Genomic DNA, 23,889 nt, shown 5'->3' with positions numbered 1-23,889 from the left:
GCCCTTACAGTGGGCACCCGCTGCCATACGGCGTGAAAACCGCAGACACAACGCAGCCACAGCACAGACAGGAAGGTCCAGGCAACGTGTTCCAAGACGCCCCCATCTACCACCGGCTGGTCGCCGAGCGCGGCGACGTGCCCGCCCGAGTCCGTGACGCGGCCCTGCACATACACCGCGAGCTCGAGGGTGTGATGGGCCGGTCGCTCGCCTCGTACCAGCCGGGCCCGCCGCCCACGAGCGCGCCACCTCGGCCGTACTCGGCGCTGCCGCCAGGCTTGTAGGGCGGCGACGCCCGGAGCTACGACACCCGCGGCGCGCGTCAGGGCGCCGCGGGCACCCCCGACAGACGCGGCCCACCGGCCCGGAGGCCTCCGTCGGGACCCGATCAGGCGAGATGCGGGCGCAAGAAGCGTCGTCCGCCCCGGAGCGGCGTACGAATCCCCTGGACTGGGTAGCCACCGGCCCATGCGGACAAGCGTGGTGGATGTGGGGTCGAACACCGTCCGGCTGATGGTGGCGGACGCGGAGGGCGGGGTGCCGTTGCCCGTCCACACCGCCAAGTGGCGTCTTCGCCTGTCCGAACAGGTCAGGCCCGGGGAGCGCATCCCGAAGGAGGCCGTGGAGCGGCTGGTCGAGGCGGTCGCCGAGGCGAGTGCGACGGCGTCCCGGTGGGGCGCGTCCGGCCCGCTGGCCTTCGCCACCGCCGTGGTGCGCGGCGCGCCGAACCGGCTGGAGGTGCTGCGGGCGGTCCGGACGCGGACCGGGGTCGCGCTGTGCACACTGCCCGGAGAGGTCGAGGCCGAGCTCACGTTCCTCGGGGCGCGGCGCTGGATGGGCTGGCGCTCGGGTCCGCTCGCCCTGCTGGACATCGGCGGCGGTTCCCTCGAAGTCGCCTTCGGACGTGGCCGGCTGCCGGACTTCGTGGCCTCGCTGCCGCTGGGCGCGGGGCGGCTGACCCATCAGTTCCTCGCACCCGAGGACCCGCCGTCCCCGGAGCGGCTCAAGGCGCTGCGGCGCGAGGTCCGGCATCAGCTGCGGGACGCGGCTGCCCGGATCCGCTGGGAGGGGCCGCGCACCGCGGTGGCGACCTCGCGCACCTTCCAGCAGCTCGGGCGGCTGTGCGGGGCCGCGCCCGGACGTTACGGCCCCTTCGTGGAGCGTCCGTTGCGCCGCGCGGACCTGAGAGACGCGATCGACCGGCTGGCCGCCCTGCCCGCCACCGCCCGCGCCGCGCTCCCGGGCATCTCCGCGCCGCGCGCCGCGCAGAGCCTGGCCGGCGCGGTGGTCGCGCACACGGCGATGAAGCTCACCGGCATCTCGGCGGTCACCATCTGTCCCTGGGCCATCCGCGAGGGGGTGCTGCTGCGGCACATCGAGGACGGCCCGGGCTGGTGGGCGGAGATGTCCCGCCGCAGCGAGGAGGTCGGCCCGCCCGACCCGCTTCCCCTGCGCGTCGCCACCGCCAGGAACTGAGAGGGGACACGCCGGGGAGGCGTCCGCCCCGACCGGCTCCGACGCCACCAGCGTCCGGCACGGCCACCGGCACCCGCCCCTCGCCGGGGCGGCCCCATGCCGGGGGGCTCGACCCCACACCGGGCGACCCCCACGCCGGAGACCCGCCCTCACTCCGGAGACCCACCCTCACTCAGGGGACTCGACCCCACGCCGGGGGCTCGACCCCACACCGGGCAACCCCCACACCGGGCAACCCCCACGCCGGAGACCCGCCCTCACTCAGGGGACTCGACCCCATGCCGGGCCGGGGAGCCCCCGCCCCCCGACCGGCTCCGACGCCACCAGCGTCCCGCACGGCCACCGCGCCCGCCCCCTCGCTCGGGGGCTCGGGCCCATGCCGGGGCCCCCACGCCGGGGCCTCCACGCCGGGCCCCGCCCCGTCCCGGGGACCCGATCCCATGCCGGGGCCCCCAACGGCCACCCATGACCGAAGCGCCGGACGCCCCGTCTCATCCCGCCCCGGGTGTCACCCGCGCCTCCCGGGTACACGAGCCCCATGAACCACGATCTCCGAGGACCCGAGCTGCCTCCGGCGCGGGGTCCGGTCTCCGCCGCCGTCGTCGCGTATCTGCTCGGTCGCGGGCCGCTGCCCGGCGCCGAGGAGACCGGCGGCGCGGACGCGTACGGTGACGACCTGCAGCTCGCCCTGTACCTCTGCTACGAGCTGCACTACCGCGGGTTCGCGGGCGTCGCCCCGGAGCGCGAATGGGACCCGGACCTGCTGCGGGTGCGGGCGGCGCTGGAACAGCGCTTCCTGTCCGCCCTGCGCGCCGACACGCCCGCGCACGCCAGCCTCGACGACGCGCTCGCCGCGCTCCTCGTCGAACCGGTCGAGGGCACGGGCGTCTCCCACTACCTGCGGGACGAGGGCGAGCTGTGGCAGCTGCGCGAGTACGCGGCCCAGCGCTCCCTGTACCACCTCAAGGAGGCCGACCCGCACGCCTGGGTGCTGCCGCGGCTGTGGGGACGGGCCAAGGCGGCGATGGCGGCGGTGGAGTACGACGAGTTCGGCGGTGGCCGCGCGGACCGGGTGCACGCCCGCCTGTTCGCGGACCTGATGAGCGACCTGGACCTGGACACGGCGTACGGCCGCCACCTGGACGCGGCCTCGGCGGAACTGCTGGCCATCGTGAACATGATGTCCCTGTTCGGCCTGCACCGGGAACTGCGGGGTGCCCTGGTCGGCCACTTCGCCGCGGTGGAGATCACCTCCTCCCCCGGCTCGCGGCGGCTGGCCGAGGCGATGCGCCGCACCGGCGCCGGACCGGCCGCGGAGTTCTTCTACGACGAGCACGTCGAGGCGGACGCGGTGCACGAGCAGGTGGTGCGCCACGACGTCATCGGCGGGCTGCTGGCCGAGGAGCCGCATCTGGCGGCCGACATCGCGTTCGGCATCGACGCGACCGAACACCTGGAGGGCCGCTTCGCCGCCCGGCTGCTCGCCGACTGGCGGGCGGGCCGGTCCTCGCTGCGCACCCCGCTTCCCACCCCTCTGAGCCATATTTCCTGATTGTCTGGGTACCCGCGCTCTGTGCATCCACTGGTACTCCCGGGCGTCTACGCCCCTCAGGACGACACCGCCCTGCTGGCCGAGGCGCTGGCCGGCGAAACCCTCCCGCCGGGCGCGCGGGTGCTCGACGTGGGCACCGGCAGCGGTGCGCTGGCACTCGAGGCCGCCCGGCGGGGCGCCGAGGTGACCGCCGTCGACGTCTCCCGCCGGGCGGTGTGGACGGCGCGGCTCAACGCGTGGCTGGCCCGACTGCCGGTCCACATCCGGCGCGGCAACCTCTTCGGGCCGGTGCGCGGCGGATCGTTCGACCTCATCCTCGCCAACCCGCCCTATGTGCCGGCGCCCGGCGCACGAGGCGAGCCGCGGGGCAGGTCCCGTGCCTGGGACGCGGGGCACGACGGACGGCTCGTGCTGGACCGGCTCTGCCGGGACGCGCCCGCCCTGCTGCGGCCCGGAGGCGTCCTGCTGATCGTCCATTCCGCGCTGAGCGGGCCCGGCCACACCCTGGACCGGCTGCGTGCGGCCGGGCTCAAGGCCGCCGTGGTGCGCCGCCGATGGATCGCCCTCGGGCCCGTCCTGCGGGCCCGGCGGGGCTGGCTGCGGGAGCGCGGTCTGCTCTCCGCGGCCGACGAGAGGGAAGAGTTGGTGGTCATCCGTGCCGAACGCCCCCTCTGACGACCCCCGCCCGGAGCCGCCCCGTCCGGACCAGCCCCGCCGGATCACCATGCGGCGGCGCGGGCCGATCCTCGTGGACGGCCCCGTAGAGGTCGAACTGGAGGACGGCACCACCGTCTCCTCCGACCGCTTCCGGGTCGCCCTGTGCACCTGCCGCCGCAGCCGTCGCTACCCGTGGTGCGACACCAGCCACCGCGACCGGGCCTGAGCCGTCGGGAACGAGAACGCTCCGCGTCCGGCCGGTGGACCGGCGGGATACGGAGCGAAGGTGATACCAGGGGTCGGCGGGCGGCCCCACTCCGCCCGGCCGACCCCTGGTGCGAGATCGCCGTGGTCCCCGCGACAGGGGCTCGCACTCCCCAGCTACGGGACCCTTCAGTTGTTTCACGAGGACGGCGCGATCCCGGTCTCTAGAACGCGAAGACGCTCGACATGGTGGCGTCCTTCACGCACGTGTTGGCGAAGGTGCGCTCGTAGGAGACGCGCTTGCCCTGCCAGACGCCGGCGGCCGTGACGACCACCGGGTTGTACTCCTTGGTGCACAGCACGTCCCGCTTGGCCGTCAGGGCGTCGAAGTCCCCGCCGGTGGCGCGCAGTTCCGCGCAGGCCAGGGCCGGCGCCGGATGGGTGCCCGAGGACGTGGGGGCGCAGCCCAGGGTGACGGCACGCTCGGGGGTCGCGGCCGCCGCGCTCTCGCCGTGGCCCACGGTGAGTACCAGGGCCGAGGGGGCGTAGAGCGAGGCGGGGGCGCTGGACGGGGTGGCAAGCGCGGCCCCGGTGAGGGGTCCGCAGACGGCGGTGGCCGTCAGGCCGAGAGTCGCTGCCCAGCGCGCGGTGTTCCGCATTGTGTGCTTCCTTCCGCTCGAGATTTTGTCGATGAGAGATACCGGAGCCGGCACGGTCGGTGCCTGACCGGCGCCCCGGAGTCTGCCGAGTCCGCCGCCGAAACTCACATCGAAGGCATGTGTTTCAGTAACCTTGCGTGTTGAAGCAGTGGCGTGAAGTCACAGAGTTCGAACGTTCCAACCCCCAAACTGCGGGGCCTTGGATCGCCGAATCAGGTCGGATGGCTCGATTCCTTACGTTCGTTAATCGTCCTGAAACATTCCGGTTGCGCTCTCGGCGGACCGCTTCGCGACCTCTTGTGTTCATGTGGGCGTGACGGTGGGGCGCGAGGAGATCCCCGTCGTCGGCCGTATACCGGAACCGCGCACGGCCGAGGGACCCGGCCGCCGAGCGCGCGCCCTTGGACGACCGGTCCGCCGCAGAGCCCCGTTGTCGTACCCGGCCGCTACGTTGGGGCCATGACGGACTTCGTACTGGTGGCAGGCGCGTGGCTCGGCGGGTGGGCGTGGGACGATGTCGTCCCCGTCCTGCGCGAGGCGGGGCACGGCGCGCATCCCCTCACCCTCACCGGACTGGCCGAGAAGAAGGGCGCGCCGGCCGGACAGCAGACCCATGTGCGGGACATCGTCGACCACGTCGAGCGCCTCGAGCTGTGGGACGTCGTGCTGGTGGGGCACAGCTACTCCGGAATCCCGGTGGGCCAGGCCGCCGAGCGGATCGGCGACCGGCTCCGGCGCGTGGTGTTCGTCGACGCCAACGTCCCGGTCGACGGGATGTCGTTCCTCGCGAGCTTCCCGAGCGAGCACGTCCGGCAGGCACTCGCGGCGCACGACGGCGTCTGGCCGCCCCTCGGCCCGGAGGACTACGCGGGACAGGAACTGACCGGCCCGCAGATCGACCGCATCGTCACCGAGGGCACGCCCCACCCGGGCGGCACCCTCACCGAGCCCGCCGTGCTCAACCGTCCGCTCGGCGAGCTGCCTGCCACCTACGTCAAGTGCCTGCTGGACGGCCCCGAACCGCCGCCCGCCGTGGCCGCGCTGCTCAGCGACGAGCGGTGGGAGTCGGCCGAGCTGGACACCGGCCACTGGCCGATGTTCTCCCGGCCGCGCGAGCTGGCCGCGGTCCTCCTCACGGCGGCCGGGGGCTGACCTCCGGACGGCTCCTACCCGCCAGTATCGTCGGGGTGCTACGCGGGCTCAGCGACGAGAGGCGGGACGGACGGATGGCGCGGCACTGGGCGGACTTCCAGTACGAGATCTATCTCAACGGGATGACGGGCGCCGTACCCCGGCTGCCCACCGATCTGACCCGTCTTGAAGAGCTGACCGAGCAGCGGCTCGGCCCCGGCCCGGTCGGCTACGTCGCGGGCAGTGCGGGCAGCGGCAGCACGGCGCGCGCCAACCGGGCGGCCCTGGACCGGCGCCGGATCGTCCCGCGGATGCTCCGCGACGTGCACGAACGTGACCTGTCGGTGCGGGTGCTGGGGCGTGACCTGCCCGCGCCGCTGGCGCTGGCCCCGGTCGGGGTGCTGTCGATCATGCATCCGGAGGCCGAGCCGGCGGCCGCGCGGGCCGCCGCTGCGCAGGGCGTGCCGTACATCCTGTCCTCGGCGTCCAGCACGCCCATGGAGCAGGTCGCGGAGGCGATGGGCGACGCCGAGCGGTGGTTCCAGCTCTACTGGGCCAAGGACCGCGAGGTGACGCGGAGTTTCCTGAACCGGGCGAAGGCGTCGGGCTTCTCCGTCCTGGTCGTCACGCTGGACACGCCGCTGCTGGCGTGGCGGCCGCGCGACCTCGACCAGGCGTACCTGCCGTTCCTGCACGGCGTGGGCACCGCCAACTACTTCTCCGACCCGGCCTTCCAGGCAGGTCTGGCCAAGCCGGTGCACGAGGACCCGAACGCGGCGGTGATGCGCTTCGTCGGCATGTTCGCCGACCCCGGCAAGACGTGGCCCGACCTGGCGTTCCTGCGGGAGAACTGGGACGGGCCGATCGTCCTCAAGGGCATCCTGCACCCGGACGACGCCCGTCTCGCAGCCGACGCCGGGATGGACGGAGTGGTCGTCTCCAACCACGGCGGCCGCCAGGTGGCCGGGTCGGTCGCGGCGGCCGACGCGCTGCCCCGGGTGGCGCGGGCGGTCGGCGACCGGCTGACCGTGCTGTTCGACAGCGGCGTCCGCACCGGCGACGACGTCTTCAAGGCGCTCGCCCTCGGTGCGTCCGCCGTGCTGCTGGGGCGGCCGTACGTGTACGGGCTCGGCCTCGACGGCCGGGCGGGCGTGGAGCACGTGATCCGCTGCCTGCTCGCGGAGTTCGACCTCACCCTCGCCCTGGCGGGGCACGCGGGACCGGACACTGTGGGCCCCGGCGACCTGGTCGAGGACGCCGCCTGACCACCGTCCGGGTTCCGCGTGGCCGCCTCCCATGACGCGGGAGGCGGCCACGGCCGTTCATGTGGTGGTGCGGGAGAGTTCCACCGGGTGGGTGAACGGCGCGCCCGTCCCCGCGATCGACAGCGAACCGGGGCTCGCCGACGGCGAGTCGGTCAGCCAGCGCTGGTCGTCGGAGCCGTCGCGGACCTTGACGACGATGTCGGCGCCCTGTGTGCGGGTGGTGGGGGCGAGCGCGAGCCGCTCGTCCCACCGGGCGAGCAACTCGCCCCGCACGGTGAGGTCGTAGCGCACGTCGGGGCCGCGCCGCGCGTCCGCGTCCGCGCAGGTGCCGAGGATGACGACACCGGCGTCCGCGTGCGAGTCCAGGCACAGGCCGGGATCGGCGAAGCTGCGCAGCAGCCCGTCGTTCTCCAGCGACCACAGCTGGGTCCACGCCGGGGAGCACGGGGCGAGTCGGACGTCCGCCCCGGCCTTCGGCTCGCCCCGGATGTCGAGGCACAGGCCGGCGGCGGCATTGCGCAACCGCGTCTGCCGGGCGGCGGTGGGCAACCCCGCCGTGCCGGGCCGCGCCGGGGAACCGGCGGTCGGAGTCGGGGAGCCGGGGCCGGGTGCCGTGCCCCGTGCGCCGGTCACCCCCGGAGCCGGGGCGCCGCCGTCGTCGTGCGACCACAGGCTGACGCCGAGCACGGTGGCCAGCAGTCCGGCAGAGGCCAGCCCGACGCCGGTGCGCAGCGCCCGGGACGACCAAGGACCGGCGGGCAGGAACCGCGCGGCGGCCGGGAAGCGGGACAGCACCCGGTGGCGGCCGGTGCCGGGCGGCCGGCCGGCGCCGTGCCGGGCGGCGCCCCTGGTCCGCGCCCGGCACGGGGTCCTGCCGGGGCGGGAGTCCAGATAGCGGCGGGCGCCCCAGCCGAGCACCGCCTCGGCGAGCAGGGCGCCCGTCCCGCGCTCCACCTGGCCGAGCTGTTCCGCCGCGTCCCGGCAGTAGCGGCACTCGGCCAAGTGCCGCTGGACGTCCGGGAGCAGGGCGCCGCCCCGCCGGATCGGCACGTCCAGCAGACGGTTGTAGAAGCGGCAGTCGTCGGTCGGCGCGAGTTCGCGGTGGGCGCGGACGCAGCCCTCGCGGAACTGCTCCCGCGCCTGCTCCAGGGCGAACGAGGCGGTGTCGGCGTCCATCCCGAGCAGGGCGGCCGGGACGGAGAGCGGCTCGGCCTCCACCTCGGTGTGCCACAACAGGCAGCGGGCGACCGCGGGAAGGCTCTCGAAGGAGCGCTGCGCGAGTCGGCGGTTCTCCGGCGTCAGGGACACGGCCGCGCGCATACCGCGTCCGCCGGCGGGTTTGCGCAGCGCGGGCAGTACATCGGACACGCGGTCCTCGGCGGCCCACTGCCGCACGGTGTCGCGGACGCCGAGCAGTAGCCGGGGGCGCAGCGCCGTGCCCGGTTCGCCCAGCGTCAGCCGGTCGAGAGCGTGGTGGAATGCGGCCGAGGTGACCATGGCGGCGATCGGGGCGGAGGAGGCGAGGCAGATGACGGCGTAGTCGTGGACGGGCTGCCAGTGGCGTGCGATCAGCAGGGCGACGCAGTGCGCGACCTCGTCGTCCGTACTGCCTCTGAGCCGGGCGGCGAGCGACTCGTCGGACTCCTCGGGGACCCCGCCCGGCGGCGGGTAGGGGGGAAGCGGGGGGTGGGGGGTGGGCACGGAGCGGATTCCTTTGGTGCGTAACCAGGAGGTGTGGGCGCGAGGGGCAGGCTCCGCCCGGCGGCGAATCGGCTCGAATCCCCCAACTGTCTCTGCGGAAACGGCCGTTGCCCCCCACAAGGTGGCTCACCCTTCCACACCGGGACGACGGCCAACAAGGCACCCGGGGCGGCATCCGCCTCTTTGACGGAAAGTCGGGACACAGCGCGACCCCTGTCCCGGGCGTTCGACTCGCGCCCCACCGTGCGCCCCGTGTGAAAACCGCGCACGCGCCGGCGCGTCACGCACGCTCCCGGCCCGCCGGTCCAAGGAGTCCACTGGAGTCGGCCCCTCGGATCAGGCCCGGCGCGGAACGGCGGCTCTCCCGCGCGCGAAGGCCGCCGACCTTGTTCCTCCCGCCCTCGGTCGGCGGCCGCGGGGGACGCTGTGTCAGATCTGCCAGGAGCGCAACCGGTCGGCGGCGCCGTAGACGTCGGACTTCCCGGACAGCAGGTCGCGTGCGAGGTCGACGAGGGCGCCGTAGGGCGGGTCGATGCCCACTCCGCTGACGAACATGTACGCCACCGCCGTGGCGCAGGCGAAGCGGGCGTTGGCCGAGGGCAGCGGTTTGAGCAGGGCGAGGGTGTGCAGGAGCGCGGCGGCCCGCCAGGCGGGGTCGGAGTCCACGCCGAGGCGGGGCGGGTCGACACGGTGGCGGGCCACGGCGGCCACCAGTGCCGAGAAGTCGTTCACCGTGGGCTGGTCGGGCAGGACTTCCTCATGGCGCTGAAGCAGCCAGGGCACGTCGATGTGGATGACGGGAGTCATCGGTCAGGCGGCCCGCCCCTCGCCGCTGCTGGGCCGCTCGTCCTCGGGAAAGGCGGCCGCGAACTCCTCGGCGTGGGCCGCGAAGAACGTACGGAAGGCCTCGGCGCCCTCCTGCAGGGCCCGGTGCCGGGCTATGTCGGCCGCCGCCGCCTCGCGCACGAGCGCCTTCATCGACGTACCGCGTTCCTTGGCGATCTGCCGCAGATCCTCCAGCTCGCGGTCGCTGAACTCCACATTCAGGGCTGGCATGACCTCACGGTACCGCGAGGGGGTTCGGCCGTAAATATCCGCAGGTCACAGCTGCGGATGGGTGGTACCGGAGTCTGGCTGGAAACCCGCTCCGGCCAGGTACGGGAGGCGCGGGGCGGGCCCCGTCCGGAGGCGGCGCGGGCCGGGCCCGCGCCGCCTCCGGACCGAGGACGCCGACGTCGGCCGCGGCCGGACGCCGGCGCCCCGCTCAGGCCGGCCGGCACCTCCGGGCGGCTGATGCGGACCGCGCCCGCGGCTCGCCCGGGTACCGGCTCGTCAGGGTGAGCCGGAGGCGCGAGCCGCGCACCGCGTCGAAGGTGATAACCGTGGGGGTGTCGGAGGTATCGGCCCAGCCGGTTTGGGCACCCCGCACCGGCACGTACGCCCGGCCGTCGAGGACGGCGACGTCGACCGCGGCGGGCAGGGTGTGCGTGGCGTCCACCGTGAACGAGACCGCGACCCGGCCGACGGTGCGCGGCCGGCCCCAGCCGAGGGAGATCCAGTCCTCGGGACGGGCGCCGGCGAAGGCGGGCAGCAGGGCGGTGGCCGACTTGGTGAAGGCGGATGATCCCGCCCGACGGACCGCCCCGGCGGCTGGAACTGCCGGAGGGCCCGGCGCTGGGCCTGGGCGGACTGCCGTTCGAGTCGGCGGAGTTCGAGCTGCGGGAGGGCACCCTGCTCTCCTTCTGCACCGACGGGCTGGTCGAGAGCGGCGGCCGGGACGCCGAGGCGGGCCGGCACGAGCTGTGCGCGGCGCCGGGCGCGCCGTCAGGTTCCGTCCGTCAGCCAGGGTCTGACCCGGCGTCGGGCCTCGTGCAGCCGCGACTTGAACGTGCCCAGCGGAATGCCGATCCGCTCGGCGGCCTCGGTGTACTCCAGCCGGCAGACGTCCCGGTACACCAGCGGCGCCACCAGATGCGGATGCTCCCGCTCCAGCCGGTCCAGCGCCTCCAGCAGGTCGACCCGGGACCCGGCGATCACGCTCGTGGTGCGCGGGTCGGCCTGCTGGGCGGGCTCGACGGCGGGCTGCTCGACGGCCCGGCGTCTGAGCTCGCGGTACTTCTGCCGGCAGCAGTTGGCGACGACCGTGTGGAGCCAGGTGCTGAAACGGCTGCGGCCCTCGAACCCGGTGATCTTCCGCGCGATCCGCAGCAGGACGTCCTGCGCCGCCTCCTCCGCGTCCTCGCGGCAGGGCAGGAAGCGCCCGCAGCGCCGCAGCACTTCGGGTCGCACCTCCCGCAGCAGCTCCTCCAGCGCGGCCCGGTCGCCCGCGGCGGCCCGGCGGGCGAGGTCTTCGGTCAGCGCCGCGTTCAGCACGCCGGGTCTCCCTCGGAGTCGATCTCAGGGCGGGCATGATAGTGCCATGCAGTCCCTCGAGCGGATCGGCCGCTACCGTCTCGAACGGCGCCTGGGCACCGGCGCGTTCGGCACGGTGTGGCTCGCCCACGACGATGAGCTCGAAGCCCCGGTGGCCGTCAAGGTCCTCGCCGAGAACTGGGCACACCGGCTCGACATCCGCGAACGGTTCCTGGCCGAGGCGCGGTTGCTGCGCAGGGCCGGCTCGGAGCGGGTGGTGCAGGTCTACGACATCGGTGAACTGCCCGACGGGAGGCCGTACTTCGTGATGGAGTACGCGGACGCCGGCACCCTCGCCGAACGGGCGGCCGCCGGACCCCTCCCCGTCCGCGAGGCGCTGCGGCTGACCGCCCTGGCCGCCCGCTGTGCGCACGCGCTGCACGAGGCGGGCATCGTGCACCGGGACGTCAAGCCGAGCAACATCCTGCTGCGCACGGCCCCGGACGGCAGCCGGCGGGTGCTGCTCGCCGACCTCGGGCTGGCCAAGAGCCTGGCGCAGGCGTCGGGTCTGACCCAGGCCGCGGGTTCGGACGGGTACCGACCGCCGGAGCAGGCCGAGCCGGGCGCCGGGATCGACGCGCGCGCCGACGTCTACGGCCTGGGCGCGGTCGGTTACCGGCTCCTCACCGGCGCGGTTCCCGGCATCCCTGGCCGGGTCGAGCGACCGGAGCGGCTGCGGCCGGGCCTGGACGCCGCGGTCCGGCGGGCCGTGCTGCGCGCCCTGGAACCGGACCGCGAACGACGCTGGCCCACCGCGCAGGCGTTCGCGGAGAAGCTGGAGGAACTGGCGGAGCTGCCCGAGCCGAGGGAGCGGCAGGCGGGGGCGGAGGAGGCAGAGGCGCGGGAGGAGCCGGCCCGGACGGTCGCCGCGGCCGAGCCGGCCGCGTCGGCGCCCGCGGCCGCCGGTCCCCGCCGGCGCCGGGAGGCGGTGATCGCGCTCGCCGCCGTGGCTGCCGCCCTGGCGGTGGTCGCCGCCGCCGTGGTCATGTTCTCCCTGACGATCCAGCCGGCCCGGGCACCGCACGACGTACGGGTGCGGGACGCCACCGGCCGGATCACGGTCCAGGTGCCCGGCGCCTGGGCGCGCCAATTGCGGGACTCCGGCTGGGATCCGGCGGCGCTCGGGCTGCGCGCCGGACACGAACCCGGGCTCGCCGTCGCCGACGACCTGGCGCGGTGGCAGGACGTCGGGTCTCCCGTGGACGGCGTGTTCGTCGGCCTGAGCCAGAGCGGCGACGTCACGGCCCGGGTCGGCGCGCTGTCCCACCTGGGCTGCCACTACGACGGCGACCGCGCCTGGGCCGGCGCGCACTGGCACGGCCGCGTCCGCCGGTGGAGCCGCTGCGGTGGTGGGGGCGGGATCACGGAGGGCGCGCTCGTCCCGGCGGACGGCCCGGCACGGCCCCAGGTGTACGTGCAGATCCGCCGGCACGACGGCGCCGACCCGACGGACCGCGTACTCCGCTCCCTCCGGGTCACCTGACCGCCCACGGGATCACCCGCCCGCGTACGGGAGGACCCGGCCATGTTCGGGAAAAATCACGGCGAACCGCGAACCTTTCGCACGATCCCGGCATCGGACACTCATGACGGCGCACGAGGCGCCGGACGCACGCGACGGACGCGTGCGGCGAAACCTCCAGGAGTGTGGAACATGGCGCACACGTCCCCGACTCGCCACCGGGCGGCCCTGCTCGCGAGCGCGGCCGCCGTGCTGGGCCTGTTGACCGCCTGCGGCAACGACGGCGGCGCGACGGGCTCCCCGCAGAAGGTGTCGGGCACCGCCGCGCCCGCGACCGATGCCCCTACGACCGCCACGGCGCCCACCCCCGCCGAGCCGAGCGGCGACGTCGGCACGGGCCGGACGGCCACCGCCGCCGCCACCGGCCCTTCCGCCGCCCGGACGGGCGCGGGAAGGAGCACCGGCACCGGCAAGGCCACCGCCGCCGCGAGCAGCCGCTGTCACACCTCCGAACTGCGGGCGTCGGTGGGCCGCAACAACCCGGGCGCCGGTCAGGAGAACTTCCCGATCGTCCTCACCAACGCCTCCGGCCGGACCTGCACCCTGCACGGCTACCCCGGGGCCGCCTTCGTGGACGCCTCCGGACGGCAGCTCGGCCCGGACCCCAAGCGCTCGGAAGGCAGCCCCACGACGGTCACCCTGAAGCCGGGCCGCAGCGCCTGGGCGGGACTGAGCTTCTCCAACCCCGAGATCAGCGGCGCGAGGACGGCGACGCCCGCCGCGCTGATCGTCACCCCGCCGGACGAGCGCGACCATCTCACCGTCACCTGGAAGGGAGGCCGGGTGCCGGTGGGCGGCAACGCCTCCTCGGTGTTCCTGACGGTCTTCAGCCCGGGGACGGGCGCCTGACCTTCCGTCCCCGGCCGGGGACGGGCGCCGCCTCTCCCCCGCTCGTTTGCTTTGATGGGCGCGCACCACCTGATCGCGTCCGGAGGACCGAGTCCTGAACAGCCCGCTCGCCGAGAGCCTGTCCGTCGTCCTGCTCGTCGCCGTGCTCGCGTGGGCCGTCGTCCGCCCCTTCGGCCTGCCCGAGGCGGTCATGGCGGTCCCGGCCGCCGGCGTCGCGATCGCCACCGGCGCGATCTCCCTGGACCACGCCCGGGAGGAGGCCGAGCGGCTGGGGCCCGTGGTGGGGTTCCTGGCGGCCGTCCTGGTGCTGGCTCACTTCTGCGACGTGGAGGGGCTGTTCCAGGCGTGCGGGGCGTGGATGGCCCGCCGGGCGGGGGGCAGTCCGGTGCGGCTGCTGACGGCAGTGTTCGCACTGGCCTCGGCGATCACCGCCGTGCTCAGCCTGGACGCGACGATCGTGCTGCTGACGCCGGTGGTGTTCGCCACGGCCGCGCGCACCGGGGTGCGCCCCAAGCCGCACGTGTACGCCTGCACGCATCTGTCGAACACGGCGTCGCTGCTGCTGCCTGTCTCCAATCTGACCAACCTTCTGGCGTTCGCGGCGAGCGGACTGAGCTTCACCCGGTTCGCGGCGCTGATGGCGCTGCCGTGGCTGGTGGCGATCGGTGCCGAGTACGTGGTCTTCCGCCGCTTCTTCGTCCGCGACCTGTCGGCCGCGGCGCCCCCGGGCCGTGCCTCCGGGCGGCCGGAGCTTCCCCTGTTCGCGCTCGTCACCGTGGCGTGCACGCTCGCGGGGTTCGTGGTGACCTCCGCGTTCGGCGTCGAGCCGGCGTGGGCGGCGCTGGCGGGCGCGCTCGTCCTCGCCGTACGGGCGCTGCTGCGGCGGAAGGCGACCCCGTCGACGGTGGTGCGGGCCGCGGCGCCGTCCTTCCTGGCGTTCGTGCTGGCGCTCGGCGTCGTCGTGCGCGCGGTGGTCGACAACGGGCTCGCCGACGCGCTCGGGCATGTACTGCCCGACGGCACGGGACTGCCCGCACTGCTCGGCGTCGCCGTGCTGGCCGCCGTCCTGGCCAACCTGATCAACAATCTGCCCGCCGTGCTGGTACTGCTGCCGCTGACCGTCCCGACCGGGCCCGGCGCCGTGCTCGCCGTGCTGCTCGGGGTGAACATCGGCCCGAACCTCACCTACGCGGGCTCGCTGGCGACGCTGCTGTGGCGGCGGATCGTGCACCAGCACGAACACGGCGTCGACCTGCGGGAGTTCACCCGGCTCGGTCTGCTGGCCGTGCCCGCCGCCCTCGTTCCCGCCGTGGTGGCACTGTGGGGTTCGTTGCTCGTTCTGTGAGGCTGACCGGAGGAGGCCGACCTGATGCGCGTGATCGTCTGGCTCGTCGAGGGCACCTGGCCCGCGTGCGTGGACGCCGCGCGCACCCATGCGCCGGGGGCGTCCGACGTGGTGCTGCTGCATGTGAGCGGGCCGGAGGTGGCCGACGTGGCGCACGGCGCGTTCGCCGGGCTGCTCGGCCGTGGCCGTCCCCGGGGGCACGCCCCGGCCAGGGGCTGGGGCAGCGACCCGGGCGACCGGCTGACGGACCTCGGCGGCACGTCGGCGGCCGAGCTGATGGAGGCGGCCGCCGCCCGGCTCGGCGGGCCGTGCGCCCGGACGGAGCGGACCGGACGGGTCGAGCGCGAGGTCGTGGCGGCGGCCGAGGGCGCCGATCTGCTGGTGCTGGCCCGCGACGGCGACCGGGCCACGCTCGGCCCGCACAGCCTGGGGCCGGCCGCGCGGTTCGTCGTCGACCACGCGCCGTGCCCGGTGCTGCTGGTGTGGCCGGAGGCGGCGCCCGGCCTGGCGACCCTGCCTTCGCCACCGCCCCACCACCACTGAGGCCGCTCAGCGGCCCCCGTAGCCGTAACCGCCATAGCCGCCGTCGTATCCGTAGCCGGAACCGCCGTCGTATCCGTACCCTGAGCCGCTGTCGTATCCGTAGCCGGAGCCGTCGCCGTGTCCGTAGCGGTGCCCGTGGTCGTACCGGCCGTCCCCCTGGCAACGGTACGGGGAGCAGCCGGCGGGCGTGGGCTGCCCGCTCGGCCCGGTCGGCGGGGCGGACGAAGCCGGTGCGGCCGTCGGCTTCCCCGACGCCGAAGGCCCGGGGGCGGCCGGGGTGGAGGAGGGGCGGCCGCCCGCGTCCCAGTCGACCTCCGCCATCTGCAGGCCGGGCTGCGAGGTGTCGATCACCCAGCGCTGGACCTCGCTGTCCGCGCGGGTCTTGAGCACGAGGGAGCCCGCGCCGTCGGTGGCCGCGGGGGTCAGCGCGAGGTCCCGGTCGAACCGCGGGACGAGCAGGCCGCGCGGGGTGAAGTCGTAGCGGACGTTCTTGGCGCCCGGCCCGCCGGCTTGCGCGCAGGGGGCCAGCTGGACCGAGTAGCCGAGGTGGGAGTCCAGGCACAGGCCGGGTGCGGCCGCGCTGCGCAGCAACCCGTCCCTCTCGTAGATCCATTGCTGGCCCGGCGTAGAGGAACAGGTCGCCAGCTCGGCCTCCGCGCCCTTGACGGCCTTCTTGCCGACCAGGCCGACGCACAGCCCGGACGCCACGTTGTGCAGCCGTCCGCGCAGGGTGGTCTGCCCGGCCCGGCCGGCCCCGGCCCACGAGGGCCCGGCTGACGGGGTGTCGGAGGGGGTGTCGGAGGGCCGGGCGTCCGTGCCCGGGGCGCCGCCGTCGCCGGAGCCCAGGGCGGACCACAGGACGAGCGGCAGGACGACCAGGCCGCTCACGGTGGCCACGGCGATGGTGAGGTTGCGCCGGCGGGCGGCGCGCCGGGCGGCCCTGTGGGCCGAACGGCGGCCCGCGGTCCGGGGTCCGGCATCGGCCGCAAAGGACGCCGAGGGCACGGGCACCTCGGCCGACCCGGCCGCCGCCCTCGCCCCGCGGCGCGGCGCGGCGGGCCGCCGGGACGGGCGGCCGGCGGCCCTGGGCGACGGCGCGCCTCCGCCACCGGCGGACGCCGCGAGGGACGCGGAAGCGAAGGCCTCGCCGCCTCCGGTCGCACCCGGGGGCACGGGCCCGAAGACCCCGCCACCGCCGAACCCCGCGGACGAAGCAACCCCCAAGTCCCCACCGCCGCCGGGCCCCACGGACGAAGCAACCCCCAAGTCCCCACCGCCGCCGGGCAGCACGGACGACGCGCCGCCGAAGTCCTCACCGCCCACGGGGACACCCCTGGGGGCGGACCCGAACACCTCGCCACCCGCGGGTGGGGCCGGGGGCGAGGGTACGAAGGTCCCGCCACCGCCCGGTGTCGCGGCGGGGGCCGGTCCCGCCTCCCCGGCCGGCGCCTCCTCGGGGGTGCCCAGGCGGGACTCGCGATAGGCCTGGGCGCCCCAGCCGAGCACCCCCTCGGCCAGTGCCCCGCCGAGGTCGGCGTTGAACCGGCCCAGCTGGCCGGCGGTGTGACGGCAGTGCGTGCAGCCGGCGAGGTGCCGCGCGAGGTCGGGGTCCATGGCCACGCCGCCGCGCCGGTAGGTGACGTCGAGCAGCCGGAAGTAGCGCAGACAGTCCTGGTCGGGGGCGAGTTCGCGGTGGACCTGGAGGCACTCCTCGCGCAGCCGCTCCCGGGCCCTCCGCAGTTCGATGCGCGCGCCCTCCTCGTCGAGACCGAGCAGCCGGGCCGGTGCCGCGAGCGGCTCCGCCTCCACCTCGGTGTGCCAGAGCAGCGCGCGGGCCGTCTCGGGCAGCCGCTGGAACGCCTGGGAGAGCAGACGCCGGTCGGTCTGCGGCAGCAGCCGCGCGGCGATCCGCCCGCCCTCGCCGGCCGCGGTCCTGAGGTCGGGGTGGAGCATCTCCAGCCGGTGGTCGGCAGCCCACTCGGCCGCTATCCGGCGCACGGTGACCAGCAGTTGGGGACGCCAGGCGGCGGCCGGACCGGACTGCCGCAGGGTCTGCCCGAACAGGCGGGTGAAGGCCGCGGTGGTGAGCATCCCCGCTGGATGCGGGCCGGCGGTGCACAGCCGGGCGTAGGCGCAGGCCGCTTCCCAGTGACGGTCCAGCAGTTGGCCCACGGGACTGACCGCCGGGGTGCCGCCCGTCCACTTCCGCAGCTCGGCGCTCAGTTCCTCGTCCGTGGTCGCGGGCCTGCCGGAACGCTGGCGGGAATTCGGCAGGCCAGGGTCGTTCACGGCTGAATTCCTCCACACACCGCGGAATTTGTCCGTACCAACGGGCACCAAGTGGGACGTCGGCATCTCGAATGAGCGTCGCGCGGACCGTTAAATCCCTTGCCCGTACGCCGACAGGGCACACCTTTGCACAGGTCAGCGCGGCGTAACAAGTGATCGCGCCGTTTTTCGGACGGCCCGCTGGAACCCGCCTTATTGACGTTTTGTCAATTCAGAGAAGGAAAGTGAATCCCAATCGATCGATACGGCATTTTCTGCATCGAGAACCGATCGGGTCGCGGTGTGTGCCGGAAGTTCGCGTCCCGGAGGTCCGTGGACGCCCCCGGCGTGCGGGATGTGGGACGCGGCCGGGACCCGGCAGGTCCGACCGGGTCACCGGCGCCCCCGGCGGTTGCTGCCCACAGGTGACCGCGCGGCGTGGGAACGGCCGGACGCCCGTCGCGGTCCCGCATCCTCGGCCCAGGAGACCGGCGCGGGGCCGGTCCCTGCCGTGCGGGAGGACCACGTGCCGACACGTCCGACGATCCTCAGAACCCTCATCGCCACGGCCGCACTGCCTCTCGCCCTGGTGTCGCCCGCGTGGGGCGGGGCGAGTGCGCCCGCGGCGGCCGACGACGACGTCCCGGCGACCCTGTGCGCCCCTGCGGGCGCCCTGCGCGGCCCCGACCACCAGTGGGCCGTGGTCAGCCTGTGCGCGGGCAGCGGCACCCCGGTGATGGCGGTCTCGGCACCGGCGGCCTGTGGGTATCCCGCGACCAAGGCCCGTTACGCCTGCCGTACTTCGGGCACCTGGACCGCCGCCAGGAACGGGGTCACGGTGGCCTCCGGCACCCTGCCGGGCTCCGGCGAGTACCCCGGCCCGGGTACGTACGAGATCACGGCCCGCGTGCGCGTACGCTCCGCGCCCGCGGCGGTGGACCTCATCGGCACCGTGCACACCACGCTCACCCTCACCGCGCCCAAGCCGAGGGCCACGCACCGCGTCGTGACCGACCGGACCACGCTGCGGAGGAACGCCACCACCACGGTGACGTACACGGTGTACCGCGACAGCGACGCGGGCGACGGCAACGCCCGCCTCGGGCTGATCGCGCGGGAGGGTTCGGGCGCGCGGATCGCCACGGACGACCCCCGTTGCGTCAACCCGCTGGTCGGCCGCTACCCGGCGAGGACCCGACTGTCGCATTCCCTGGACTGTGCCCTGACGGACCTTCAGCCCGGGCACCCCGACACCGTGCGGGTGCGGGTGACGCTCGGCTCCGTCTGCTCCACGGTCGTGTCGAAGCTGGGCTACTGGATGCCGAGAGGCCAGGACCTCTACACGGGCGGGATGCTGGCGGGCCCCACCGTCGACTGCGTCTAGGCCCGCGACCGGGGCGTCGTCGACCGGACAGGTCTAACGGCCGTCGAGCAGTTCCATCGCCCGCGCCCAGCCGAACTCCGGCCTGCCGCCGCCCGCCACGGGCTCGCCGGAGTACGGCTCTCCGAACCGGACGCCCATGGCGCGCAGGCGCCGCAGGCTCTCCTGGTAGGCGGGGTGGGCGGCCAGGGCGTCGGCCACGCACGGCAGGACGGCGACCGGGACGCCGAGCCCCACGGCCTCGCACAGGGTGGCCAGGGCGAGGGTGTCGGCGATGCCGGACGCCCACTTGTTGACGGTGTTGAAGGTGGCGGGGGCGACGACCACCGCGTCGGGCGGCGGGAAGGGGCGGGGGTCGCCCGGGGTGCGCCAGGCGGAGCGGATGCGCCGGCCGGTCTGGGCCCGGACCGCCTCGGTGTCGAAGAAGCCGCCCATGGCGACCGGAGTGGCGATGACGCCGACCTCCCAGTCGCGCTCCTGCGCGGCCGCGATCAGTTCGCCGACGTCCGCGGCGACGCCCGCGCCGCAGACGACGACGTAGAGGAAGGGTTTCTCGGCCCGCTCGGTCATCCGGGAACCCTACTGAACCGGGCCGCGGAGCACTTCATCGGCCGGCCGCGGAAGGTCCGTTCCCCGGCACGGGGACGGCGGGGGACGGACGGCGGGACAGCGGGCGCCCGGAGTGGGCGGCGGACCGCGCCGGGTCGCTGTGCCGTTCGCCCGGCCGCCCGCCGGGCGGCCGGGCGGCCGGGCCGGTCCGCCGCTCAGGACACCGTGATCGCCCCGACGGGGCAGGCCCGGGCGGCTTCCCTGACCATCGGGTCCCCGCTCGCGTCGTCCCGGCCGGGCACCAGGGTGCTGAAGCCGTCGTCGTCCTGGGTGAACACGCCCGGGGCCGCCAGGGCGCACTGACCGGCGCCGATGCAGCGGTCCTTGTCGATGTCGATGTGCATGACGGCAGCCTCTTACCAGGTCACGGGGAGTTCCAGCATCCCCTGGATCGTGTCGCCGGGTTTGAACGGGATCCGGTCCGGCGGGGCGGCCAGGCGGAGGGTGGGCAGCCGGTCGAGGAGGGTGCTCAGGGCGATCTCCAGCTCGGCGCGGGCGAGGTTCTGGCCGAGGCACTGGTGGATGCCGAAGCCGAACGCGACGTGGTGGCGGGCCGGGCGGTGCCAGTCCAGGCTGTCCGGAGCGGGGTAGACCCCCTCGTCGCGGTTGATGACGGAGGTGGAGAAGACCACGCCGTCCCCGGCCCGGATCGCCGTACCCGCCACCTCGATGTCCTCGACGGCCACCCGCAGCAGGCCGTCGGCGATGGAGAGCATCCGCATCAGTTCCTCGACCGCGGCGGGCAGCAGCGCGGGGTCGGCGCGCAGTTCCGCCAGCCGCTCGGGGTGTTGCAGGAGCGTGTAGGTGCCGAGGGAGATCATGTTGGCGGTCGTCTCGTGGCCCGCGACCAGAAGGATGACGGCCATCGAGATCAGCTCGTCGCGGTCCGGGGCGCCCTCCCGCACCTGCTCCTGGACGAGTTCGTCCAGCAGACCGTCACCGGGGTCCTTGAGCTTGCTGTCGAGCAGCGCGCCGAGGTAGGTCTCCAGGCGCTCGCGGGCATCCAGGGTGTCGGCGGCCGTGGGGCCGCGCAGCAGGCGGCGCGACTGCTCCTCGAAGAGCTCGTGGTCGGCGTAGGGCACGCCGAGCAGCGCGCAGATCACCATGGAGGGCACGGGCAGCGCGAAGGCGCTCACCAGTTCCGCGGGCGGCCCCTGGGCGATCATCGCGTCCAGCAGGCCGTCGACGATCCGCTGGATGTGGGGCCTGAGCGCGGTGGCGCGCTTGAGCGTGAAGCTGGAGATCATCATCCGCCGCTGGGTGCGGTGCTCGGGGTCGTCGACGCCCAGCAGCGCGACCTTGCGGTCGCGGGCCGCGGCGAAGCGGGGCGTGACCGCGGGGAAGTCGGGCCGGGTGCGGTCCGTGGACAGGCGCGGGTCGGCCAGCAGGTCCCGGGCGAGGGCGTGCCCGGTGACGAGCCAGGCCGGGCGGCCGTCGTAGAGGGCGATGCGGGTGATCGGGCGGGCGGTGCGCAGCGGGTCGTAGCCGGTGGGCGGGTGGTAGGGGCAGGTGCGGTCCTGGGGGAAGGCGACGGGTTCCGACAGTTCCGTCATGAAGACCTCGCAGACGATGAGTGCGTCGTGCCGATCTTCATTAGATGCCCGAGGCATCCAATGCACGACATGAAGTTCGGCCAGATCGGCGACCCGCGGGATCTGGCCGGGATCCGCTGCCGCCCCTCCGGGTAATTCGTTTGCCGTCACGCGGCCTCGGACCGCAGTATCCGGCCATGTCCACGAGTGCCGTGTTCCCGCTGCCGCCGTCCGCCGCCCGCTGCCCGGCGGGGCGCCGACAGCAGCCCGGCCGTCCCCGGAGGTCCGGTCCGGTACGGCCGTGACCGGCGCGCTCGTCGCGGGGCTGCTCGCGGGCTTCGGCATCGCCGTGCCCGTCGGCGCCGTCGGGACCTACCTCGTCTCCCTCACCGCCCGCACCTCGCTGCGGACCGGGTCGTGCGCCGCGCTCGGCGTCGCCACCGCCGACGGCGTCTACGCCCTGCTGGCCACGCTCGGGGGCGCCGCCCTGGCCACGTCTCTGCGGCCGGTGCTGGGGCCGCTGCGCTGGATGTCGGCCCTGGTACTGGCCGCGCTGGCCGGATGGGGCGCGGTCACCGCGCTGCGGCGGTACCGGGTCCGTCGCCCGGCCGGGCGGCCGGACGCGGCCGCGCCGAGTCCCGCGCGCGCCTACCTCGGGCTGCTGGGCCTCACCCTGCTCAATCCGGCCACGGTGATCTACTTCGCGGCGCTGGTGCTGGGCAGCCGTACCACGGCCGCCGTGCCGCTTCCGGAACAGGGGGTGTTCGTGCTGGCGGCCTTCGCCGCCTCCGCGAGCTGGCAGCTGCTGCTGGCCGGCAGTGGCGCGCTGCTGGGCCGCGCCCTGACCGGTCACCGGGGGCGGCTGGTCACGGCTCTGGTGTCGAGCGCGGTGATGACGGCGCTGGCGGTACGCATGGTCGTGTGGCCCGCGTGAGACGGTGCGTCCGGCCCGTGTCGGGCGCTACGGACGGCCGGTCGGCCCGCTGAGGCGGTGCGCGCGGCCCGTGTCGGGGCGCTACGGACGGTCGATCGGCTCGCGTGAGGCGGGGCGCGCGGCCCGCGTCGGGCGCTACGGACGGTCGTGGCGTCCGCGTGAGGCGGTGCGCCAGGTGTACCGTCCCGGGCCGCCCGGCCGCCCGCGCGGCGCCACCCGGGCGCGGGCGTGGGAGTGGCCGAAGAGGAGCGGAAGGGAGTCCCGGGGAACGCGGTAGGGATGAATCGTGTGGCCACCGTTGTTGCACGGCGACGCGAGATCCGTGACAGGACGCGAGAGAGGACGGACGCCATGCCTCTTGAGGGCGAGTACGAGCCCAGCCCTACCCAGTGGGTGCGGGATCAGGTGGAGTTGTACGAGAGTTCCGGCGGGACCAAGGGGACCACGCTGCTGGACACGGGCCTGCCCGTCGTGGTGCTGACCACCCGGGGCGCGAAGAGCGGGAAGATCCGCAAGACGCCGCTGATGCGGGTGGAGCACGACGGGCGGTACGCCGTGGTGGCCTCCCAGGGCGGCGCGCCCAAGCACCCGGTCTGGTACTTCAACCTCACCGCCGATCCCCGCGCCGAGCTGCAGGACGGACCCACCAAACGGGACATGACGGCCCGTGAGGTCACTGGGGCCGAGAAGGCCGAGTGGTGGGAGCGCGCCGTCGCCGCCTACCCGCCGTACGCCGAGTACCAGCAGAAGACCTCGCGGGAGATCCCGGTCCTCGTGCTGGAGCCGGCCGACGGGCACTGATGCGGAGGGGATGCCCGGCCGGAGAGAAATCCCCGCGCCGGGGCCCATGAAGCCGTCGGAGGCCGGGCAACCGCTCCTCAGGCCCCGCCGCGCTCCCCCGTCGCGGCGGGGCTTTCCCGTTTCCGCTCGGTCCGCCGGTCCGTCACGTCGAGGAAGACCTGGTCCGCCTCGGGCACGGTGCGGGCGATGGAGCGCTTGATGCGCACGGAGATCTCCTCCACCTTCTCGCTGTCCAGGCCGGGCGCCAGGTCGATCCGGGCGGCCACCATGACGCAGTCGAGGCCCATCTGCATGGTGAACAGCGCCTCGACGCTGTCGATCTCCGGCTGTGCCCGGAGCAGGTTCCTGATCCGGTCGGTCAGCTCGGGATCGGCGGCCTCCCCGATCAGCTGGTCGCGCGCGTCGCGGCCGAGCCGGTAGGCGACGTAGACGAGCAGGCCGCCGATCGCCAGCGAGGCGGAGGCCTCCCAGACGACCTGGCCGGTGATCATGTGCAGCGCCATGCCGATGATGGCGAGGGTGACGCCGAGGACCGCGGTGCCGTCCTCGGCGACGACGGTGCGCAGTGCCGGGTCGCGCAGGCCGCCCTTGCCGCCCTGGCGGCGCACCTGGTGCAGGGCCCGCAGCAGGGAGGTGCCCTCGGCCAGCAGGGCGACCCCGAGGACGATCAGGCCGGCCACGTAGCCGCCGAAGGTCTCCTCGGCGCCGTTGCGCAGCGCCTCGATGCCCTGGAGGAAGGAGAAGCAGCCGCCCATGACGAAGATCCCTACAGCGGCGAGGAGGGACCAGAAGAACCGCTCCTTGCCGTAGCCGAAGGGGTGGCGCCGGTCGGCGGGGCGGCGGCTGCGGTGCAGCGCGGCCAGCAGGAAGACCTCGTTGAGGCTGTCGGCGACGGAGTGGGCCGCCTCCGACAGCAGCGCCGGCGAGCCCGCGAGGAGACCGCCGACGGCCTTGGCGACCGCGATGACGAGATTCGCCGCGAGGGCCACCAGCACGGTGATCCGTGTCCTGCGGTCCGCCGCCTTCCCGGCCCCTTCTCCTCCCCCTT

At 74.8% G+C, this 23,889-nt stretch carries 25 protein-coding genes and 1 pseudogene; 15 read left to right on the top strand and 11 right to left on the bottom strand.

All coding sequences use genetic code 11. The features are described 5' to 3' along the window. Positions 1–86: 86 nt before the first annotated feature. From ACF1A5_RS06820 to ACF1A5_RS06800, 5 genes are all read left to right on the top strand, one after another. On the top strand, positions 87–284 hold the full coding sequence (locus tag ACF1A5_RS06820; protein WP_356182141.1) for a hypothetical protein: 198 nt from the start codon (positions 87–89) through the stop codon (positions 282–284). Between the two features lie 184 nt (positions 285–468). After that, positions 469–1,476 (top strand): Ppx/GppA family phosphatase, encoded by a 1,008-nt coding sequence (locus ACF1A5_RS06815; protein ID WP_392191767.1) that lies wholly within the window; start codon positions 469–471, stop codon positions 1,474–1,476. A 538-nt stretch (positions 1,477–2,014) separates the two neighbouring features. After that, entirely contained in the window at positions 2,015–3,028 is a 1,014-nt protein-coding gene (locus tag ACF1A5_RS06810) for an iron-containing redox enzyme family protein (RefSeq protein ID WP_392191766.1), read from the top strand. Between the two features lie 21 nt (positions 3,029–3,049). Then, positions 3,050–3,703, top strand: coding sequence for a HemK2/MTQ2 family protein methyltransferase (locus tag ACF1A5_RS06805; RefSeq protein ID WP_392191765.1), 654 nt, complete (start codon positions 3,050–3,052; stop codon positions 3,701–3,703). Beyond that, entirely contained in the window at positions 3,684–3,911 is a 228-nt protein-coding gene (locus ACF1A5_RS06800) for a CDGSH iron-sulfur domain-containing protein (RefSeq protein ID WP_392191764.1), read from the top strand. The genes ACF1A5_RS06805 and ACF1A5_RS06800 overlap by 20 nt, the downstream gene beginning before the upstream one ends. 202 nt (positions 3,912–4,113) lie before the next feature. Here ACF1A5_RS06800 and ACF1A5_RS06795 read toward each other — a convergent pair whose 3' ends face one another. After that, positions 4,114–4,548 (bottom strand): protease inhibitor, encoded by a 435-nt coding sequence (locus tag ACF1A5_RS06795; RefSeq protein ID WP_392191763.1) that lies wholly within the window; start codon positions 4,546–4,548, stop codon positions 4,114–4,116. 459 nt (positions 4,549–5,007) lie between these two features. Between ACF1A5_RS06795 and ACF1A5_RS06790 the strand changes: the two genes are divergently transcribed. Continuing rightward, the gene (locus ACF1A5_RS06790) at positions 5,008–5,700 is read left to right on the top strand and encodes an alpha/beta fold hydrolase (RefSeq protein WP_392191762.1); all 693 of its coding nucleotides are present in this window, start codon (positions 5,008–5,010) and stop codon (positions 5,698–5,700) included. A gap of 74 nt (positions 5,701–5,774) precedes the next feature. Continuing rightward, a complete protein-coding gene (locus tag ACF1A5_RS06785; RefSeq protein ID WP_392191761.1) occupies positions 5,775–6,944 on the top strand; it encodes a lactate 2-monooxygenase in 1,170 nt (389 codons plus the stop codon). Positions 6,945–7,001: 57 nt separating this feature from the next. On the opposite strand, the gene ACF1A5_RS06780 is transcribed toward ACF1A5_RS06785, so the two are convergent. The 4 genes from ACF1A5_RS06780 to ACF1A5_RS06765 form a co-directional block, all read right to left on the bottom strand. Beyond that, entirely contained in the window at positions 7,002–8,645 is a 1,644-nt protein-coding gene (locus ACF1A5_RS06780) for an RICIN domain-containing protein (protein ID WP_392191760.1), read from the bottom strand. Between the two features lie 429 nt (positions 8,646–9,074). After that, the gene (locus ACF1A5_RS06775) at positions 9,075–9,452 is read right to left on the bottom strand and encodes a toxin Doc (protein ID WP_392191759.1); all 378 of its coding nucleotides are present in this window, start codon (positions 9,450–9,452) and stop codon (positions 9,075–9,077) included. Between the two features lie 3 nt (positions 9,453–9,455). Then, the gene (locus ACF1A5_RS06770; protein WP_392191758.1) at positions 9,456–9,701 is read right to left on the bottom strand and encodes a hypothetical protein; all 246 of its coding nucleotides are present in this window, start codon (positions 9,699–9,701) and stop codon (positions 9,456–9,458) included. A gap of 208 nt (positions 9,702–9,909) precedes the next feature. Beyond that, entirely contained in the window at positions 9,910–10,143 is a 234-nt protein-coding gene (locus ACF1A5_RS06765; protein ID WP_392191757.1) for a hypothetical protein, read from the bottom strand. Positions 10,144–10,265: 122 nt separating this feature from the next. Between ACF1A5_RS06765 and ACF1A5_RS06760 the strand changes: the two are divergent. After that, positions 10,266–10,394 (top strand): annotated as a pseudogene (locus tag ACF1A5_RS06760) (hypothetical protein); the annotation flags it as partial. A gap of 75 nt (positions 10,395–10,469) precedes the next feature. On the opposite strand, the gene ACF1A5_RS06755 reads toward ACF1A5_RS06760, so the two are convergent. After that, positions 10,470–11,018 (bottom strand): RNA polymerase sigma factor, encoded by a 549-nt coding sequence (locus ACF1A5_RS06755; protein WP_392191756.1) that lies wholly within the window; start codon positions 11,016–11,018, stop codon positions 10,470–10,472. A 46-nt stretch (positions 11,019–11,064) separates the two neighbouring features. Between ACF1A5_RS06755 and ACF1A5_RS06750 the strand changes: the two genes are divergently transcribed. The 4 genes from ACF1A5_RS06750 to ACF1A5_RS06735 all read left to right on the top strand — a co-directional run bounded on the left by ACF1A5_RS06750 (position 11,065) and on the right by ACF1A5_RS06735 (position 15,316). Beyond that, positions 11,065–12,540 (top strand): serine/threonine-protein kinase, encoded by a 1,476-nt coding sequence (locus ACF1A5_RS06750; protein ID WP_392191755.1) that lies wholly within the window; start codon positions 11,065–11,067, stop codon positions 12,538–12,540. Positions 12,541–12,711: 171 nt separating this feature from the next. After that, entirely contained in the window at positions 12,712–13,428 is a 717-nt protein-coding gene (locus ACF1A5_RS06745; protein WP_392191754.1) for a DUF4232 domain-containing protein, read from the top strand. Between the two features lie 94 nt (positions 13,429–13,522). Next, positions 13,523–14,773 (top strand): arsenic transporter, encoded by a 1,251-nt coding sequence (locus tag ACF1A5_RS06740; RefSeq protein ID WP_392192095.1) that lies wholly within the window; start codon positions 13,523–13,525, stop codon positions 14,771–14,773. A 24-nt stretch (positions 14,774–14,797) separates the two neighbouring features. Then, positions 14,798–15,316, top strand: coding sequence for a universal stress protein (locus ACF1A5_RS06735; protein WP_392191753.1), 519 nt, complete (start codon positions 14,798–14,800; stop codon positions 15,314–15,316). 6 nt (positions 15,317–15,322) lie between these two features. On the opposite strand, the gene ACF1A5_RS06730 is transcribed toward ACF1A5_RS06735, so the two are convergent. After that, positions 15,323–17,605 (bottom strand): ricin-type beta-trefoil lectin domain protein, encoded by a 2,283-nt coding sequence (locus ACF1A5_RS06730; protein ID WP_392191752.1) that lies wholly within the window; start codon positions 17,603–17,605, stop codon positions 15,323–15,325. Positions 17,606–18,110: 505 nt separating this feature from the next. Between ACF1A5_RS06730 and ACF1A5_RS06725 the strand changes: the two genes are divergently transcribed. Then, positions 18,111–18,968 (top strand): hypothetical protein, encoded by an 858-nt coding sequence (locus tag ACF1A5_RS06725; protein ID WP_392191751.1) that lies wholly within the window; start codon positions 18,111–18,113, stop codon positions 18,966–18,968. A gap of 33 nt (positions 18,969–19,001) precedes the next feature. Here ACF1A5_RS06725 and ACF1A5_RS06720 read toward each other — a convergent pair whose 3' ends face one another. The 3 genes from ACF1A5_RS06720 to ACF1A5_RS06710 all read right to left on the bottom strand — a co-directional run bounded on the left by ACF1A5_RS06720 (position 19,002) and on the right by ACF1A5_RS06710 (position 21,127). Continuing rightward, positions 19,002–19,535, bottom strand: coding sequence for a flavoprotein (locus ACF1A5_RS06720; protein ID WP_392191750.1), 534 nt, complete (start codon positions 19,533–19,535; stop codon positions 19,002–19,004). Positions 19,536–19,729: 194 nt separating this feature from the next. Next, entirely contained in the window at positions 19,730–19,918 is a 189-nt protein-coding gene (locus ACF1A5_RS06715; protein ID WP_392191749.1) for a ferredoxin, read from the bottom strand. A gap of 12 nt (positions 19,919–19,930) precedes the next feature. Next, positions 19,931–21,127, bottom strand: a complete 1,197-nt coding sequence (locus ACF1A5_RS06710; RefSeq protein WP_392191748.1) for a cytochrome P450 — start codon at positions 21,125–21,127, stop codon at positions 19,931–19,933. A gap of 280 nt (positions 21,128–21,407) precedes the next feature. Here ACF1A5_RS06710 and ACF1A5_RS06705 point away from each other — a divergent pair, with 280 nt between their 5' ends. Then, entirely contained in the window at positions 21,408–22,040 is a 633-nt protein-coding gene (locus tag ACF1A5_RS06705; protein WP_392191747.1) for a LysE family transporter, read from the top strand. 351 nt (positions 22,041–22,391) lie between these two features. Beyond that, positions 22,392–22,841: a nitroreductase family deazaflavin-dependent oxidoreductase gene (locus ACF1A5_RS06700; protein ID WP_392191746.1), complete on the top strand. Its 450-nt coding sequence runs from the start codon at positions 22,392–22,394 to the stop codon at positions 22,839–22,841. Between the two features lie 77 nt (positions 22,842–22,918). On the opposite strand, the gene ACF1A5_RS06695 is transcribed toward ACF1A5_RS06700, so the two are convergent. Continuing rightward, positions 22,919–23,836, bottom strand: a complete 918-nt coding sequence (locus ACF1A5_RS06695) for a cation diffusion facilitator family transporter (RefSeq protein ID WP_392192094.1) — start codon at positions 23,834–23,836, stop codon at positions 22,919–22,921. Positions 23,837–23,889 lie beyond the last annotated feature (53 nt).

Source organism: Streptomyces sp. NPDC014864 (assembly GCF_043081525.1).
In the GTDB taxonomy this organism is placed as follows: Bacteria; Actinomycetota; Actinomycetes; order Streptomycetales; family Streptomycetaceae; genus Streptomyces.
This window is presented reverse-complemented; position numbering and strand designations above follow the sequence as displayed.

What these genes read in the sequence shown, in the direction of transcription:
- ACF1A5_RS06815 (WP_392191767.1), top strand. Translation starts at nt 469, where the DNA reads ATGCGGACAAGCGTGGTGGATGTGGGGTCGAACACCGTCCGGCTGATG.
- ACF1A5_RS06810 (WP_392191766.1), top strand. Translation starts at nt 2,015, where the DNA reads ATGAACCACGATCTCCGAGGACCCGAGCTGCCTCCGGCGCGGGGTCCG.
- ACF1A5_RS06795 (WP_392191763.1), bottom strand. Translation starts at nt 4,548, where the DNA reads ATGCGGAACACCGCGCGCTGGGCAGCGACTCTCGGCCTGACGGCCACC.
- ACF1A5_RS06790 (WP_392191762.1), top strand. Translation starts at nt 5,008, where the DNA reads ATGACGGACTTCGTACTGGTGGCAGGCGCGTGGCTCGGCGGGTGGGCG.
- ACF1A5_RS06785 (WP_392191761.1), top strand. Translation starts at nt 5,775, where the DNA reads ATGGCGCGGCACTGGGCGGACTTCCAGTACGAGATCTATCTCAACGGG.
- ACF1A5_RS06775 (WP_392191759.1), bottom strand. Translation starts at nt 9,452, where the DNA reads ATGACTCCCGTCATCCACATCGACGTGCCCTGGCTGCTTCAGCGCCAT.
- ACF1A5_RS06770 (WP_392191758.1), bottom strand. Translation starts at nt 9,701, where the DNA reads ATGCCAGCCCTGAATGTGGAGTTCAGCGACCGCGAGCTGGAGGATCTG.
- ACF1A5_RS06750 (WP_392191755.1), top strand. Translation starts at nt 11,065, where the DNA reads ATGCAGTCCCTCGAGCGGATCGGCCGCTACCGTCTCGAACGGCGCCTG.
- ACF1A5_RS06745 (WP_392191754.1), top strand. Translation starts at nt 12,712, where the DNA reads ATGGCGCACACGTCCCCGACTCGCCACCGGGCGGCCCTGCTCGCGAGC.
- ACF1A5_RS06735 (WP_392191753.1), top strand. Translation starts at nt 14,798, where the DNA reads ATGCGCGTGATCGTCTGGCTCGTCGAGGGCACCTGGCCCGCGTGCGTG.
- ACF1A5_RS06720 (WP_392191750.1), bottom strand. Translation starts at nt 19,535, where the DNA reads ATGACCGAGCGGGCCGAGAAACCCTTCCTCTACGTCGTCGTCTGCGGC.
- ACF1A5_RS06715 (WP_392191749.1), bottom strand. Translation starts at nt 19,918, where the DNA reads ATGCACATCGACATCGACAAGGACCGCTGCATCGGCGCCGGTCAGTGC.
- ACF1A5_RS06710 (WP_392191748.1), bottom strand. Translation starts at nt 21,127, where the DNA reads ATGACGGAACTGTCGGAACCCGTCGCCTTCCCCCAGGACCGCACCTGC.
- ACF1A5_RS06700 (WP_392191746.1), top strand. Translation starts at nt 22,392, where the DNA reads ATGCCTCTTGAGGGCGAGTACGAGCCCAGCCCTACCCAGTGGGTGCGG.